15 protein-coding genes are annotated in these 16,331 nt (G+C 63.7%); 2 read left to right on the forward strand and 13 right to left on the reverse strand.

Annotated elements, in window-relative coordinates; genetic code table 11:
• Nucleotides 1–4: 4 nt before the first annotated feature.
• Complete coding sequence (locus F8A10_RS17605) at nucleotides 5–2,320, forward strand: hydantoinase B/oxoprolinase family protein (RefSeq protein WP_010394645.1); 2,316 nt, start codon at nucleotides 5–7, stop codon at nucleotides 2,318–2,320.
• Between the two features lie 71 nt (nucleotides 2,321–2,391).
• Nucleotides 2,392–2,892 (forward strand): acetone carboxylase subunit gamma, encoded by a 501-nt coding sequence (locus F8A10_RS17610; protein ID WP_010394643.1) that lies wholly within the window; start codon nucleotides 2,392–2,394, stop codon nucleotides 2,890–2,892.
• An 89-nt stretch (nucleotides 2,893–2,981) separates the two neighbouring features.
• On the opposite strand, the gene F8A10_RS17615 is transcribed toward F8A10_RS17610, so the two are convergent.
• The 13 genes from F8A10_RS17615 to ehuR form a co-directional block, all read right to left on the reverse strand.
• Nucleotides 2,982–4,121: an alcohol dehydrogenase family protein gene (locus F8A10_RS17615; RefSeq protein WP_227493483.1), complete on the reverse strand. Its 1,140-nt coding sequence runs from the start codon at nucleotides 4,119–4,121 to the stop codon at nucleotides 2,982–2,984.
• A 13-nt stretch (nucleotides 4,122–4,134) separates the two neighbouring features.
• A complete protein-coding gene (locus F8A10_RS17620; RefSeq protein WP_085502107.1) occupies nucleotides 4,135–5,505 on the reverse strand; it encodes an aspartate aminotransferase family protein in 1,371 nt (456 codons plus the stop codon).
• On the reverse strand, nucleotides 5,505–6,956 hold the full coding sequence (locus F8A10_RS17625; protein ID WP_152368036.1) for an NAD-dependent succinate-semialdehyde dehydrogenase: 1,452 nt from the start codon (nucleotides 6,954–6,956) through the stop codon (nucleotides 5,505–5,507). Before F8A10_RS17625 ends, F8A10_RS17620 begins: the two co-directional genes overlap by 1 nt.
• Nucleotides 6,953–7,975 carry a N(2)-acetyl-L-2,4-diaminobutanoate deacetylase DoeB gene (gene doeB / locus F8A10_RS17630; RefSeq protein ID WP_152368037.1) on the reverse strand — a complete coding sequence of 341 codons (1,023 nt, stop codon included), beginning with the start codon at nucleotides 7,973–7,975 and terminating at the stop codon, nucleotides 6,953–6,955. Before doeB ends, F8A10_RS17625 begins: the two co-directional genes overlap by 4 nt.
• Before the next feature lie 4 nt (nucleotides 7,976–7,979).
• Nucleotides 7,980–9,161 (reverse strand): ectoine hydrolase DoeA, encoded by a 1,182-nt coding sequence (doeA, locus tag F8A10_RS17635; RefSeq protein WP_010394634.1) that lies wholly within the window; start codon nucleotides 9,159–9,161, stop codon nucleotides 7,980–7,982.
• An 11-nt stretch (nucleotides 9,162–9,172) separates the two neighbouring features.
• Nucleotides 9,173–10,150 carry a cyclodeaminase gene (locus F8A10_RS17640; RefSeq protein WP_010394632.1) on the reverse strand — a complete coding sequence of 326 codons (978 nt, stop codon included), beginning with the start codon at nucleotides 10,148–10,150 and terminating at the stop codon, nucleotides 9,173–9,175.
• Nucleotides 10,147–11,103: a hydroxyectoine utilization dehydratase EutB gene (eutB, locus tag F8A10_RS17645; RefSeq protein WP_152368038.1), complete on the reverse strand. Its 957-nt coding sequence runs from the start codon at nucleotides 11,101–11,103 to the stop codon at nucleotides 10,147–10,149. Before eutB ends, F8A10_RS17640 begins: the two co-directional genes overlap by 4 nt.
• Nucleotides 11,100–11,843, reverse strand: coding sequence for an aspartate racemase/maleate isomerase family protein (locus F8A10_RS17650; protein WP_152368039.1), 744 nt, complete (start codon nucleotides 11,841–11,843; stop codon nucleotides 11,100–11,102). Before F8A10_RS17650 ends, eutB begins: the two co-directional genes overlap by 4 nt.
• Entirely contained in the window at nucleotides 11,840–12,499 is a 660-nt protein-coding gene (gene ehuD, locus F8A10_RS17655) for an ectoine/hydroxyectoine ABC transporter permease subunit EhuD (protein WP_010394625.1), read from the reverse strand. The genes F8A10_RS17650 and ehuD overlap by 4 nt, the downstream gene beginning before the upstream one ends.
• Nucleotide 12,500: 1 nt before the next feature.
• On the reverse strand, nucleotides 12,501–13,157 hold the full coding sequence (gene ehuC, locus F8A10_RS17660; protein WP_010394623.1) for an ectoine/hydroxyectoine ABC transporter permease subunit EhuC: 657 nt from the start codon (nucleotides 13,155–13,157) through the stop codon (nucleotides 12,501–12,503).
• Between the two features lie 58 nt (nucleotides 13,158–13,215).
• Nucleotides 13,216–14,040 carry an ectoine/hydroxyectoine ABC transporter substrate-binding protein EhuB gene (gene ehuB, locus F8A10_RS17665; RefSeq protein WP_010394621.1) on the reverse strand — a complete coding sequence of 275 codons (825 nt, stop codon included), beginning with the start codon at nucleotides 14,038–14,040 and terminating at the stop codon, nucleotides 13,216–13,218.
• Nucleotides 14,041–14,059: 19 nt separating this feature from the next.
• Entirely contained in the window at nucleotides 14,060–14,845 is a 786-nt protein-coding gene (gene ehuA, locus F8A10_RS17670) for an ectoine/hydroxyectoine ABC transporter ATP-binding protein EhuA (RefSeq protein ID WP_152368040.1), read from the reverse strand.
• Nucleotides 14,846–14,943: 98 nt separating this feature from the next.
• A complete protein-coding gene (ehuR, locus tag F8A10_RS17675) occupies nucleotides 14,944–16,329 on the reverse strand; it encodes a MocR-like ectoine utilization transcription factor EhuR (RefSeq protein ID WP_152368041.1) in 1,386 nt (461 codons plus the stop codon).
• Nucleotides 16,330–16,331 lie beyond the last annotated feature (2 nt).

Below are 16,331 nucleotides of genomic sequence, written 5' to 3' on the forward strand. Positions count from 1 at the left end.
CGACATGAACATTCAAGCAAAGGTCGACACGCGCGGCATCGTCCGCGGCGGCGAGACCCTGAAGCAACACCGCGACCGGCTGATGGAGGCCACCAGGCGGACCAAACATTACGCCGGGCTTGAGCGGCTTGAGATGCGCGACAGCGATCCGATCAAGTACAACAAGCTTTTCTCGCGGCTGCGGGCCGGGGTGGTGGATGCGCGCGAAACCGCCAAAAAGATCGCGGCATCGCCCATCGTCGAGCAAGAGGGCGAGCTGTGCTTTACCCTCTATAACGCGGCTGGCGACTCGATCCTGACTTCGACCGGGATCATCATCCACGTCGGGACCATGGGCGCGGCGATCAAATATATGATCGAGAACGGCTGGGAACATAACCCCGGCATCAGGGACAAGGACATTTTCTGCAACAACGACAGCCTGATCGGGAACGTCCACCCCTGCGACATCCACACCATCGTGCCGATCTTTCACGAGGGGGAACTGATCGGCTGGGTCGGTGGCGTCACCCACGTGATCGACACCGGCTCGGTCGGGCCGGGCTCGATGTCTACCGGGCAGGTGCAGCGTTTCGGCGACGGCTATTCGATCACCTGCCGCAAGATTGGCGAAAATGACACGCTGTTCCGCGACTGGCTGCACGAAAGCCAGCGCATGGTGCGCACTACGCGCTACTGGATGCTGGACGAGCGTACCCGCGTCGCGGGCTGCCACATGATCCGCGATCTGGTGCAGGAGGTGATCGCCGAAGAGGGTATCGAGGCCTATTGGAAATTCGCCTATGAGGCGGTCGAGCACGGCCGGCTGGGTCTTCAGGCCCGTATCAGGGCGATGACCATTCCCGGCAAGTATCGGCAGGTCGGTTTTGTGGACGTGCCTTATGCGCATGAGGATGTGCGGGTCCCCTCGGACTTTGCCAAGGTCGACACGATCATGCACACCCCGTCCGAAATCACCATTCGCGGGGATGGTACATGGCGGCTGGATTTCGAGGGCGCCTCGCGCTGGGGCTGGCACACCTACAACGCCCATCAGGTCAGCTTTACCAGCGGTATCTGGGTGATGATGACCCAGTCGCTGATCCCGACCGAGATGATCAACGACGGCGCCGCCTACGGGACCGAGTTCCGTCTGCCCAAGGGCACATGGATGAACCCCGACGACAGGCGGGTGGCATTCAGCTATTCATGGCATTTCCTCGTCAGTTCGTGGACTGCGCTGTGGCGCGGGCTGAGCCGGGCCTATTTCGGGCGCGGCTATCTGGAAGAAGTGAACTCGGGTAACGCCAATACCTCGAACTGGCTACAGGGCGGCGGCTTTAACCAGTATGATGAAATCCATGCCGTGAACTCGTTCGAATGCGCCGCGAACGGAGTCGGGGCCAGCGCCTTCAGCGATGGGATCAGCCATGCCGCTGCGGTCTGGAACCCCGAAGGCGACATGGGTGACATGGAGATCTGGGAACTGGCCGAACCGCTGATCTATCTGGGTCGGCAGATCAAGGCCTCGTCAGGCGGCGCGGGCAAGTATCGCGGCGGCTGCGGCTTTGAATCGCTGCGCATGGTCTGGAACGCCAAAGACTGGACCATGTTCTTTATGGGTAACGGGCATATCAGCTCGGACTGGGGGCTGATGGGTGGCTACCCCGCTGCCTCGGGCTATCGGTTCGAGGCCCATGACACCCGCCTGAAAGAGCTCATCGCCGAGGGTGGCCCGATCCCCCATGGCGGCGATACCGACCCGCAAAATCCGGTCTGGGATGGCCAGTTGCCTGACGCGCGCATCAAGCGTGACAAGCAGGCCATCACCACCGAGGCGATGTTCAGGGACTATGACCTTTACCTCAACTACATGCGGGGTGGGCCGGGCTTTGGCGATCCTCTGGACCGCGAGCCGCAGAAGGTCGCCGATGACGTGAACGGCGGCTATCTGCTCGAACGGTTTGCCGACAGCGTCTATGGCGTGGTGCTGAAGGAGGCGGGCGACGGCATGAAGGGCGTGGATCTGGCCGCGACCGAGGTCCGCCGTCAGGCCATCCGCAAACAGCGGCTCGCGGAATCGGTCCCGACCAGCGAATGGATGGCCGAGGAACGCCAGCGGATCCTGAACAAGGATGCGGGTGTGCATGTTCAGCAGATGTATGCCGCCTCGTTCAAGCTTGGGCCGCGATTTGAAGAGCAGTTCCGCGCCTTCTGGAACCTGCCCGCCGACTGGAAACTGTGCGAGGCGGATCTGCCCATCCCTTCTTACGGGCGGGAATACTCGATGGATATCTCGGAACTGCCGGACGTCAGGACCGTGCAATTCGTCGAGGAATGACGCCCCCGGCTGCGTCCGTTCCCCCCGGGCGCAGCCAATATCCCCTCAAGGCCAATCCAAGGGAGGAACCGATGGCCTATACCAAAGCCAAGATCAAGGATCTGGTGGACGGCAAGATCGACCGTGACACGCTGCATAACATGCTGTCCACGCCAAAGGACCGCGAGCGTTTCCAGATTTATCTGGAGATCCTGCAAGAGCAGGTGGAATGGGACGATCCGATCATTCTGCCGCTGGGACCTAAACTGTATATCGTGCAGCGCAAGTCGGACAAGAAATGGGTGATCCGCAGTCAGGCGGGCCATGATTTCTGCGACTGGGACCAGAACTGGAAACTTTATGCCCGGGTCCGGGTGCGTAGCACCCCCCAGCAGATGGAAGAGATTTATCCGCGCCTGATGGCCCCCTCGCCCGACTGGCAGGTCATCCGCGAATATTTCTGTCCGCTGTCGGGCGATTTGCTGGAGGTCGAGGCGCCGACCCCATGGTATCCGGTCATCCATGACTTTGAGCCGGATATCGAGACCTTTTACAAGGACTGGCTGGGTCTGCCGGTGCCCGAGCGCGCCTGACCTGCGGCCCATCGCCAAAGACAGTTCATCAGACAAGGGGCGGCCGGTGTGGGTCGCCCCTTGCACATCTGCCCTGCCGGGCGGGTGGTTCAGGCCATTGGTGTCAGCCCTTGTTCCGCGATCACCCGATCCGGGACGATCACCAGCTTGCCAAGAAAATCGCGGCTACGCTCGACAAACAGCTGCTCGGCCTCGCGCAGGCGGGACAGGGGCATGATCCCTGACAGCACGGGCCTGAACCGGTTCTCGCGGATCCAGCTGATCAGTTGCCGCGCTTCGGCCGGGGTGCCGTGCGAGACGCCAAAGATCTGGACCTGATTAAGATAGATCAGCGTCCAGGGCAGGGCAGTGACATTGCCCGCGCTTGCCCCGGCAATGGACAGGCGCGGTGGTGTCCGCCGTCCGCGCAGGTCACGGCACATGGTGCGGATCAGTGGCACGGTCATCTCGCCCCCGACCAGATCCATCACCGCGTCGATCGTGACACCGCCTGTTGCCTGCGCAATCGCCACGGGCCAGTCGGTGACGGTCTCGCGTGCGATCACGCTTTCGGCGCCAAGCGCGCGCAGTGCCTCGGCCTTGCCGGCGCTGGCGATGGCATGGGGGATCGCGCCGATGACCCGGCACATTTGCAAAAGCGCGGTTCCGACCCCGCCCGAGGCCCCGGTGACCAGCACATGCTCACCTGCCGAAACATTGGCCGAGGTCAACATGTGATAGCCCGTCTGCCACGAGCACATGCCCAGTGTCGCAAGCTCGGCATCGCTGAGCGCGGGGTTGGAGATGGCGTGGAACTGGTCCGAGGGAAAGCAGCCATATTCCGCATAGCCCCCGTCTGCGCCATGGCCGAAATAATCCGGCGCAAGGTTCAGATCGTCGCGTTGATCGGGGTAGATGTTGAAATCGAGCAGCCCCCTTTCGCCGATCCGGTCGGGTGATACGCCCGGACCCACGGCGACGACATGGCCGACTACATCGGCGCCCTGAATGCGCGGAAAGGTCAGCGTCTCGCCCGCCATGGCGAATGAGGCGACCGCGCCATCGTCGGAATACAGCCCCTCACGCACCTTGCGGTCGGTGTTGTTCTTGGCACAGGCGGTGATGCGGACCAGAACCTCACCCGGGCCGGGGCGGGGAACGGGCCAGTCGTCATGCCATTCCAGCCTGTCGGGGCCGCCATGGCCGGTCAGGACCATGGCGCACATCGTTTCGGGGATAGCGGCCGTCACGAGTTATTCCGCCTTAGCCCAGGATTTCGCGCACGGATCCGGCGGCGGCATCGACGATGACATCGGCCTCGGCCTCGGTCAGGCACAGGGGCGGGGCAAGTCCGATGATATCGCCCTGCGGCATGGCGCGGGCGATCACACCGCGTCTGAGCATTGCGCCAACGACCTTGGCCCCGACCCCCTCGTCAGCGTCAAAGAAGGTGCGCTGGTCCCGATCCCGGACCAGCTCGACCGCGCAAAGCATGCCCTCACCGCGGATTTCACCGACATTGGGATGATCGCCAAGGGCGGCGCGCATTCGGTCGTTCAGATAGCGGCCGGTGCGACCGGCGTTCCCGACCAGTCCCAGCTCGTCGATCAGCCGCAGATTGGCGATACCGGCCGCTGCGCCGATGGGATGGGCGGAATAGGTCCAGCCATGACCAAGGACGCCGTTTTCGTCCGTGCCCTGCATCAGCACATCCCAGACCTTTTGCCCGACGATGCTGCCCGACAGCGGCGCATAGGCCGAGGTCAGGCCCTTGGCGCAGGTGATGATATCGGGCGTCATGCCATAATGGTCCGAGCCGAACATGCTGCCCAGCCGGCCAAAGCCTGTCACCACCTCATCAGCGATCAGCAGGATATCGTGACGCGCCAGAACTTTCTGGATCGCCTGCCAATAACCTTTGGGCGGCGGGACGATCCCGCCGGTGCCCAGAACCGGCTCGCCGATAAAGGCGGCGATGGTGTCCGCGCCTTCGGCGGCGATCAGGCGCTCAAGCTCTTCGGCGCAATGGGCGCTGAATTGCTCTTCGGTCATGCCGGCATCCTTGCGGCGATAGTAATAGGGCGCCTCGGTATGGATCACCTGCGCCAGCGGCAGGTCGAACTTGCGGTGAAAAAGCTCAAGCCCGGTCAGCGAGCCGGTCATCAGGCCGCTGCCGTGATAGCCGCGCCAGCGCGAGATGATCTTTTTCTTTTGCGGCAGCCCGCGGATGTTGTTGTAGTACCAGACCAGCTTGATGTTCGTTTCATTCGCGTCCGAGCCGCCAAGCCCGAAATAGACCCGCGCCATATGCTTGGGCGCGCGGTCCATGACCATCTTTGCCAGCGTGATCGACGCTTCTGAGCCATGACCGGCATAGGCGTGGTAATAGGCCAGCTCGCGCGCCTGCCGGGCGATTGCATCGGCGATTTCGGTGCGGCCATAACCCACGTTCACGCAGTACAGGCCCGCAAAGCCGTCCAGCAGCCGGTTGCCGTCGCGGTCCAGAATATGGACACCCTCGGCGCCTGCGACGATGCGCTGCGCGCCCTCGCCCCGCGCGAACTGGCCAAGATTGGTCGAGGGGTGGAACAGGCTCTCGCGGTCCCATTTGGACAGTTCGTCATTGGTCAGCATCATGCTCTCCTTGTCTCTGCCCAGTCGCGGCAGACGTATTTGATCTCGGTGAATGCTTCGAGCCCGTGGCGGCTGCCTTCGCGGCCCAGCCCGGACTGTTTCATGCCGCCAAAGGGGATCGGTGCGCCGGTGACCTTGGTGCGGTTGACGGCGACCATGCCGAATTCCAGCGCCCGCGACAGGCGGTAGATGCGGCGCGGGTCGCGGCTATGGACATAGGCGACCAGCCCGTATTCGGTGCCATTGGCGATACCCACCGCATCGTCCTCGGTTTCAAAAGGGGCGATGGCGGCGACAGGGCCGAAAGTTTCTTCGTGAAAGATCAGCGCCTCGGGCGGGACATTGGCCAGAACGGTCGGCTGATAGAACAGCGGCCCCTGCGCATCCCGTGTCCCCCCGGTCAGCAGCCGTGCGCCGCGGGCCAATGCGTCGGCGACATGTTCCTCTTGCTTGCGGACGGCGACTTCATTCATCAGCGGACCAAGGTCGCGGTCCTCGACCCCCGGACCCAGTGTCAGCGCGGCGGTGGCGGCGGCAAAGCGGCGGCAGAACTCATCATAGATCCCGCGTTCGATCAGAAAGCGGTTTGCGCCAAGGCAATCCTGTCCCGAGGTTGCGAATTTGGCCTTGATCGCCTCATCAACGGCCAGATCAAGGTCGCAATCGGCAAAGGCGATAAAGGGCGCGTGACCGCCAAGCTCAAGAACCAGCCGCTTTACCGTATCGGCGCTTTGGCGATACAGCTGCTTGCCGATACGGGTCGAGCCGGTAAAGCTGAGCGCCCGAACCCGGGGGTCGGCGCACCATGCGCCGACGATTTCGGCCGCGTCCCCGGTCACGACGTTAAAGGTGCCTGCCGGAAAGCCTGCGCGCTGCGCAAGCTCCGCCAGGGCGGTCGCCGAAAGTGGCGTTTCCGCCGAAGGATGCACGACCGTGGTACAACCCGCCGCCAGTGCTGCCGCGGCCTTGCGGGTGATCATGGCACAGGGAAAGTTCCACGGGGTCACCAGCGCCGCGACGCCCAAAGGTTCGCGCCACAGTTCCATCTCGGCGGTCGAAAGATGCGAGGTCACGCTTTCGATATTCGGTCGCTTTGCCTCTTCGGCGTAGAATTCGACAAAGCTGGCCGCGTAGTCGATTTCGCCCCGGGCCTCGGACAGGGGTTTGCCCTGTTCGGCGGTCATGAGCCGGGCCAGATCCTCGCGGTTTTCGCGGATAAGCTGGTACCAGCGCAACAGCACTGCCGCGCGTTCCTGCGGCAGCAGGGCGGCCCAGGGGGCAAAGGCGGCCTGAGCCGCATCGACGGCTGCGCGGGCCTGCGCCGCATCAAGCCGTGCCACCCGGGCGATAACCGTGCCGGTCGCGGGGTCGGTGACGTCAAAGCGCGGGCCGCCGACCCAGCCGCCGTTGATAAAGGCGTCTTCGCAAAGCAGGGTCTTGTCCGAGATCATCCTTCGACCTCCTCGCCGATGACGGCGACGCAATCGCCGGGTTTCACGATGCCGGGGAAATGCCGCGCCATCAGCAGCCCGGCGCGGCGGGCATGGACGGCAATCGGGGCAAGCCCGGTCCGCCCGATGGGAAAGATGCGCGCGACAGGCTGGTCGGCACTGACCGGCCCGCCCAGATCAATCAGGAATTCGATCAACCCGCCGTCCTCGGCAAAGGCAAAGCAATCAGCGTCGGGCATATCAAGCCAGCGTGTCGGCTGGGCCGTGACCTCGCCCCGCATCGCCCCGGCGGCAATCAGCAGGCTTCTCAGGCCTCGCCGGGCGATTCCGGCTGTGCGGGCCGATGCTGTCCCGCCTCCGCCCAGTTCGGTGGTGACAAAGATTTTGCCCATATCTTCGGCGGCGGTGTCATACATGCCGACCGCGTCGATTTCGAGCATCCTGCACGACCATGGGGCGCCAAAGGCGCGTACAAGGTCAAAGGCGGCCGCCTCTTGCCGCTTGTCGGGCAGCACATGGGCGGCGCAATAGGGCAGGAAATCCAGCGTTTTTCCGCCCGAGTGGAAATCCAGCACCACATCGGCCATGGGCAGCAGCACGCGCTGGAAATAATCGGCGATCTTTTGGGTCACCGTGCCGTCGGGCCGACCCGGAAAGCTGCGGTTCAGGTTGCCCCGGTCGATCGGAGAGGTACGGGTGCCTGCTGCAAAGGCCGGGTAGTTCATCGCCGGAATGATGATCAGCCGGCCGGTGACTTCCTCGGGCCGGACGGTTGCGGCAAGATCGAAAAGCGCGATCGGCCCTTCGTATTCGTCACCGTGGTTTGCGCCGGTCAGCAGCGCCGTCGGCCCCTCGCCGTGATTGACCACGGTGACCGGGATCATCACCGAACCCCAGGCCGCGTCATCGCGCGAGTAGGGCAGGCGCAGAAAGCCGTGCTGTACCCCGGGCGCGGCAAAATCCACCGTCGCCGTGACGGGCGAAGGCACCAGCGAAGGCGGGGGCTGCATCTGCAACATGGCCCTAATCCTTTACGAAAAGCTGGCGCGGGACATTGGCAAGGCACTCGACGCCGGTGTCGGTGATCAGGATCGACTCGGTGATCTCCAGCCCCATGTCCTCAAGCCAGAGGCCGGTCATGAAGTGAAAGGTCATCCCGGGTTGCAGCACAGTGCGGTCGCCGGGGCGCAGGGACATCGTGCGTTCACCCCAATCCGGGGGGTAGCTGACGCCGATTCCATAGCCGGTGCGGTTGTCCTTGATGATGTTGTACTTTGCCAGAACGTCGAAAAAGCCCCTGGCGATATCTTCGCAGGTATTGCCGGGTTTCGCGGCGGCAAGCCCTGCCTCCATCCCTTCGAGCGTCGCTTTTTCCGCGTCTAGGAACGCCTGTGTCGGTTTGCCCAGAAATACCGTGCGCGACAGGGGGACGTGATAGCGGTGATAACATCCGGCGATTTCAAAGAAAGTGCCCTCGCCGCGCTGCATCGGCTTGTCGTCCCATGTCAGATGCGGGGCCGAGGCATCGCGCCCCGAGGGCAACAGCGGCACGATTGCGGGATAATCGCCGCCGATTCCGTCGATGCCGCGCACGCCTGCATCATAGATCTCGGCCACAAGATCGCATTTGCGCATGCCGACCTCGACCTTGTCGAGGATGCGGGCGTGCATCGCCTCGACGATCCGCGCGGCATTGCGCATATAGGCGATCTCTTGCGGGCTTTTCACCGCGCGTTGCCAGTTCACAAGGGCGGTGCAATCTGAAAACCGCGCATCCGGCAGGTGCTGTGTCAGGCTGGCAAAGGCTGCGGCGGTGAACCAGTAATTGTCCATTTCGACGCCGATGCGCTTTGCGCCCCAGCCACGGTCGCGCAGGATGGCGGACAGGTGGTCCATCGGGTGCATTTCGGGGTTCTGCACGTAATGGTCGGGATAGCCGATGATATTTTCATGCCGCAGATAGGCGGTCAGTTTTGCGCCATTGGCGTCCTGTCCGCGCCCGTACCAGATCGGTTCGCCCTCGGGCGGGATGACGACACATTGATGGACGTAAAATGACCAGCCGTCATAGCCTGTCAGCCAGTTCATGTTCGACGGATCGGTGACGATCAGCAGATCGACGCCTTTCGCCTCCATCGCCCGGCGGGTCCTGGCGAGGCGTCCGGCATATTCCTCGCGGGTGAATTTCAATGCGACTTCTGTCATGGCGGTTGCTCTCACAGGGTGAAGGTACGGCCGGCCCCGGTTTTGCCCGCACGGGCAAGTGCCAGGGTGGCGATGGCGGTGTCCTGAATCCCGGTGCCGGTCAGGTCGGCCAGGGTGATCTGGCTGGCACTGGTCCGGCCCGCGGCCTGTCCGGCAAGGATCTGGCCCAGTTCGGGAAATTCCTGCCCGGCAAGGGGCGAGTGGCGCAGTTCGCCCAGCTCTCGCGTTTGCGAGAGGCGGTCGGCAACATAGAGTGCGCGGGCGATCAGCTCGGGCGCGATCTCATTCTTATGCTGCGCGTCCGAGCCCATGGCGGTGACATGGGTTCCGGGGGCAATGTCGTCGGGACCTAGGATCGGCTGTTCGGCGGGGGTGGTGGTCACGACCAGATCAGCGTCGTGCGTCGCCCCGGCGACGCTGGCGGCGGGGGTGACGGGGATGCCCAACGCTTTGGTCATCTCGGCCGCAAAAGCCTGTGCCTTGGCCGCATCCCGCGCCCAGACCCGCACCCCGGTAAGTTTGCGCACAAGTGTAAGCGCGCGCAGCTGCATCCGCGCCTGCATCCCCGCCCCAAGGATCGCTGCCTTGCCTGCATCCGGGCGCGCAAGCGCGTCGGCGGCCACTGCCCCGGCTGCCGCGGTGCGAATATCGGTCAGATAGCCGTTGTCGAGCAACAGAGCCTCGACCAGTCCGGTACGCGAGGACAGCACCACCATCATCCCATTGGTCGAGGGCAGGCCAAGCGCGGGATTGCCAAAAAATCCGGGTGAGATCTTGATCGCGAAATGCGAAAGGCCGGGAATATAGGCGGTCTTTACATCGACCTCGCCCCGGTGTTCGGGGATATCCAGGCGCAGGATCGGCGGCATTGCCACAGGTCGGGTCGCCAGCGCCACGAAGGCATCGCGGATGCAGGCAACAGCTTTGGTATCCGGCGGCACAAGCGCGCGCAGGTCGGTTTCGGTCAGGATGGTGACGGGCGGTCTCATGCGGCCTCTGCCATGATGCGGGAATGCAGCGCGGGGTCGATATTCGCGCCGGAAAGGATGCAGATGGTCGGGCCGGTCGGCGCGACCTTACCCGCAAGAAGCGCGGCGGTGCCGACGCTGGCCGCACCTTCGACGACATGGCCCGCGCGGCCAAGGTGGCGGATACCGGCCGCGATCTCGGTTTCGGTCAGCAGGACCACATCGTCGAGCAGGTCGCGGCACAGCGGAAAGGTCACGCGGTTTGCGACCCCGATGCCGCCGCCAAGGCTGTCGGCAAGGCTGGGGCTTTCCCCGACCTCGACCGGGTGACCGGCGGCAAGGCTCGCGGCCATGGCGGCACCACTCTCCATCGTCAGGCCGATGATCCGTGTCTGGGGGGCAAGCGACCTGAGCGCCACCGCAATCCCAGCTGCGAGCCCGCCGCCGGAAAGCGGTACCAGCACCGTCGCAGGGTCCATGGGCGCGATTTCCAGACCCAACGTTCCCTGACCGGCAACCACCGCTTCATGGTCAAAGGGCGGGATTTCGGTCATCCCTTCGCGTTCGACTGCGCGGGCAACTTCGGCCATCGCCTCATCCTGGCTGGCGCCGACGATGCGCACCTCGGCCCCGAGGTCGCGGATGGCACGTACCTTGTTTTCGGGTACCAGACGCGACAGGCAGACAGTCGCCGGCACGCCAAGCGCGCGGGCCGCATGGGCCAGCGCCCGGCCATGATTTCCGGTCGAAGCTGTGACAACGCCGCGCGCCAGCGCCCTGGGTTGCAGGGACAAAAGCGCATTGGTCGCGCCGCGCAGCTTGAAGGCGCCAGTGGTCTGGCGGTATTCGCATTTCAGCCAGATGGGCTGGCCCAGCCGGGCTGACAGGACCTCGTCCGGCAACAGCGGCGTTTCGACCACATGGGCGCGGATGCGCTTGGCGGCGGCGTGGATGTCGTTAAGGGTGACGCTCATGCCGTCCTCATCAGTTGGCAGGGCGCGATCGGGCCGGTCACGCCGCAGGCCCGCGCAGCCGCCCACAGCGTTGCGGAATTGGCCGAGACCACCGGGACCCCGACCGTCTGTTCGATCCGGTCGACGATGGTGGCGGCGCGGACGGCAGTGCAGGCGATAAACAATGCCTGGCTGTCCGGGGCGATGGCGGCACGCGCCGCCTCGATGATCGTCGCATGCGAAATTCGTGCCATTTCGCGATCGTCGGTCAGGTTCAGGCAGGACACCCCTTGCAGGGCAAAGCCCGCACCCCGGAAGCAATCGGCCATCGGCTGGGTGGTGCGCGGGGTGTAGGGGGTCAGAAGCGTGATCCGCTCTGCCTTAAGCGCCCGCAAAGCGGCAAATCCGGCTGAAATCGGTGTGATCGGCTCAGCGCGCGGCTTGCCAAGCCGGATCGCCTCGCGCACCGCTTCGTCGCCGATCACGACCGAGGCCGAGGTGCAGCTATAGACCACCGCGTCCAGATCCTCATCAGGCAGGATCAGCGCTGCTGCCGAGGTCACGTCGCGGGCCATCGCGGCCAATGTCTCGGGCGTGACGGGATTGGCAAAGGGGATGCGGGTGGCATAGACGCCAACGCCATGCGCCGGCAGGACCGAGAAATCGACCTCGGTCGTGTGATCTGTGGCCAGTGTCACCAGCCCGACGCGACGGGGCAGGGGCCGGTTGTCAAAGGTGACGGACAGCGGCAGGGTGTTCATTGCGAGACCCTTCCATAACGGCGTTCCAGCCAGCGCAGCGCGATGACCGACAGCAGGCTGACGATCAGGAACATCACCCCGACCAGCGTCATCGGCTCGACATAGCGGTATGAGCTGTTGGCGACCGATTTCGCCTGATTCATCAGCTCAAGTACGGTGATGGCGGATAGCAGCGGCGTTTCCTTGAACATGGCCAGCAGGTAATTCGCCATCGCCGGGATCATCGGTGGCACCGCCTGCGGCAGAATGACATGCAGCCAGGTCTGCCGGGTGGTCAGGTTGGTGGCGCGCGCGGCCTCCCACTGGCCCCGCGGGACGGATTCGATGCCGCCGCGATAGACCTCGGCAGCATAGGTCGCATAGTGCAGGCCCATGCCGATCACCCCCGCCATCAGCGCCGGCAATCGCAGCCCCAGATCGGGCAGCACGTAAAAGATGAAATACAGCTGCACGAGCAGCGGCGTGCCGCGGATGAATTCGACCACAAAACTGGTCCCGCGTGAAAGCCAGCGGTTGGATGAGCGGCGCAGGATCGCAAAGACCAGCCCCAGCACTGCGGCCACAATAGCGCCGAGAAAGGTCGCGATCAGCGTGATGCGGAACCCTGCAAGCAGGGTGGGCATGATCGACCAGGCGAAATCCCAATCCCATTCCATGTCAGCGCACTCCGTCGAGACCGCGCGTCACCCGGCGCTCGATCCGGCGCATGCCGAATGAGATGGCCGAGGACATCGCGAAATACAGCACCAGGATGGTGACAAAGGGCATCAGCGTGCTGCCGGTCTGTGAACGGACCACCTGCGCCTGAAAGGTCATGTCCGACAGCGATATCAGCGAGACGACCGAAGTCGCCTTGAGCAGCTCGATGGCATTGTTGCAAAAGGTCGGCAGCATCAGCGGCAGGGCTTGCGGCAGGATGACATGGCGCAGCCGCTGCCAGCGCGTCAGGTTGACGGCGATGCAGGCCTCGTGCTGGCCGCGCGGCACGGCAAGGATCGCGCCGCGCACCACCTCGGCCCCATATGCGCCGACATTCAACCCCAGCGCCATTACCCCCGCCTGCATGGGCGTCAGCTCGGCCCCTGTCATCGGCAGCACGAAATAGATCCAGAACAGCTGGACAAAGATCGAAGTGCCGCGAAAGAATTCGATATACGCGGTTGAAAGCCAGCGGATCGGCGCGTGGTGCGAGATGCGGCCGAGCCCGGCAAGAAAGGCCACGACCAGCGCCAAAGCCGAGCCCATCAGGGTCAGCTTGACCGTGACCCATGCCCCCTGAAGGATGAGTGTCAGATATCCTGCCCAGTCGCCCATGCGCCGAAGCCTGCCTTTTTTCGCTGATGAAAAGGCGAGGTAACCCCCCGCCCAGAGGTTACTGCGCCGCGCAGAGCTGATCGCGCGTCGTCGACATCGCCGCCTGTGCCGAAAAGCCGTAAGGCTCGACGATGCTGGCGAACTCGCCCGATTCTTTCAGCTTGGCCAGCTCGACGTCAAAGGCGTCGCGCAGGGCGGTGTCCTTTTTGTTAAAGGCCGCGCCGTCGCAATAAACCGGGGCGCCTTCGACCGGGGCAAAGACCTCAAGGTTCGCGTCTCCCGATTTCTTAAGCAGATCGTTGAGTGACAGGACCGGCAGCGAATAGGCGTCGATACGGCCGTCCTGCACCATCTTCAGCCCCGATTGCGGATCAGGAACCACGATCAGCCGGTCGCGCGGCACGCCCGCATCAAGCGCCAGCTTTTCCTCGGTGCCTCCGCCCGGCGCGCCAAGCTTTGCCGCAGGGTCGTTGGCGATGTCAGCATAGGATTTAAAGCCCTTTGGGTTGCCCTTGGGCAGCAGCAGTGCCTCGGCATCGCAAAGGATCGGTTCGGAATAGGCGACGGCCTGACACCGCTCGGGTTTCATGAACAGACCTGCGGTGATCGCATCGACCCGCCCGGCCTGAAGGCTGGGGATCATCGCGCCATATTCGGCAATCGAGGCCTCAAGATCCTTGATCCCCAGCCGCTCAAAGACCGCGCGTGCCACATCCGGTGCCGCCCCCGAGACCTTGCCGTCCGAGGCGACAGCCGTATAGGGCGGTTCGTTGCCGATGGCGATGCGGACATAGCCCTGTTCCTTGAGGTCATCTAGCTTGTCGGCAAGGGCCGGCAGCGGCGCGGCCACCAAAACCAAGGCGATCAGGCATTTTTTCATCATTCTCTCCTGTTGGGTTGCATCACACGCGCTGTCCGGCGGCGATGATCTTGCGCAGGAAGGACTTCGTCCGGTCCTCTGCCGGCGCGGTAAAGATCTGCTTGGGCGGACCCTGTTCGACGATGCGGCCCCGGTCAAAGAACAGGACGCGATCAGCGAAGTCATGGGCAAATCCCATCTCGTGAGTGACGAGCAGCATGGTCATGTCGGTTTCGGCAGCCAGGCGCTTCATCACTTCGAGCACCTCTTCGACCAGTTCAGGGTCAAGAGCCGAGGTCACCTCGTCAAAGAGCATGATCTGGGGCTGAAGGGCCAGCGCGCGGGCGATGGCGACGCGTTGTTTCTGGCCGCCCGAAAGCTGGCTTGGCATGTAGCCGGCCTTATCGGCCAGGCCGACCATATCAAGCAATTCGCGCGCCCGCTTGTCGGCCGCTGCCCGCGTCTCGCCCTTGGTCAGCATGGGGGCGAGCGTGATGTTTTGCAGCACCGATTTATGCGGGAACAGGTTGAAATGCTGAAATACCATGCCGATGTAGCGACGCATCCGGTGCAGATGCGCCTCATCCGCGGGGACCTCGGCGCCATTGCGTTGCATGTGGTACAGCGGTTCGCCACAGATTTCGATCCGTCCGCCCGAGATCCCTTCCAGCGTCATCAGGATGCGCAGGATCGTGGTCTTGCCCGAGCCCGAGGGGCCGATCAGCGCCAGCTTTTCACCCTTGGCCACATCAAAGTTCAGCCCGTCGATAACTGTCAGCGTCCCGAAGGATTTCTGCAAATTCTGGATGCGGATGATCGGCTGGTCCAAAGGCGTCCCCCTTTGTTGCTGAGGAGAGCTTTGCAGCGAGATCAAATCAGGTCAATATTAAAATAATATCATAACAATTTTTAGCTTTGATCTGCTCATCAGATCAGCGGAAGCAACGGCTCCGAGGTGCCGTTCAGTACATCGGCGACCAGTGCTAGGCCCCGGTGCAGCTCATCTGTGCTGGTCGAGCCAAGGGCGATTCGCACCGCGTCGCGGCGTCCACGTTCACTCAGCCGGAAGGCCCGGCCCGAAGCGATGGCGACGCCGCGCTGGCGGCCCTGGGCGACAAACTCCTCTTCGTCGCGACCTTCGGGCAGTTCCAGCCAGATGTGCAGGCTTTGGGGATGTGCGCGAAACGGGGTTGCGCCCAGCACCTCACGGGCGATGCGGTGGCGCTGTTCCAACGCCTCGCGTTGCCAGCCGATCAGCCGGTCCACCGTGCCGTCACTGATCCAATGGCTCAGCAATTCGACCATGGCGGGTGTGGCCATCCAGTTTGTCACCAGATGCCGGTTAGCGGCGGTCGAGGCGATCTGGGGCGGAGACACCAGCCAGGCAACCCGCAGGCCCGGCAGCGTGGTCTTGGTAAAGCCGTTGATATGCAGCACCCGCTCGGGCGCGAGTGCCGCCATGGGCGTCGGCCGGTCGGGAATCATCGCGTTCAGCATGTCGTTTTCGATGATCAGCAGATCATGCCGACGGGCAATATCGGCAAGTTCGGCGCGACGTTGGGTGCTGGTCATGATTGCCATGGGATTGATTGCCGCCGGTTGCATATACAGCGCCCGCAAACAGCCCTTGCGGGCCAGATGATCCAGCGCCTCGGGGATGATGCCGTCCTCATCGACGGGCAGTCCCTCAAGATGCAGGCCCAGATAGCGGCACAGCGGGATCAACAGATGATGGGTCAGCGTGGCGGCCGCCAAAGTGCCGCCCGCCGGGACCGCGCTCATCACCGCCGTGGTGATGGCCGAGGTGGCGCCGTCGGTGATGGTGATATTTTGCGGTGCGGTGTCGACGCCATGACGGCGCAGCCAGTCTGCGGCGACCTGCTGGTGTTTCGGCAGGACCGAGTTCGGACGGAAGGACAGCGCGGCCGAAGCCGTCAGATTTTCGGCCACCCAATGCAGGCCCTGACGGAAGGTCTCGACATGCATATGCTCGGTCACGGGTTTGAGGATCGACAGGTCGATCAGTTCGCGCTGCCGCTCTGCCAGATAGGGTGGTGAGTTTTCGCCCCCCGGGGGCAACACGAAAGAGCCGCGCCCGACCTCTCCGACCACCAGGCCGCGGCGGATCAGTTCTTCATAGGCGCGCGAGACGGTTTGGACCGACAATCCCAGATCGTCGGCCAGCTTGCGCTGGGGCGGCAGGCGGGTGCCAGCGGGCAGCCGCCCGTCGCGAATGGCGCGGGCATATTGCTCGGCCAGCGAAAGATAGGCCGGGCGATGCAGGGTGCCGGGATCTGGGGTCCATATTGTCATGG

The sequence above is a fragment of the Paracoccus kondratievae genome (assembly GCF_009301415.1).
Lineage (GTDB): Bacteria > Pseudomonadota > Alphaproteobacteria > Rhodobacterales > Rhodobacteraceae > Paracoccus > Paracoccus kondratievae.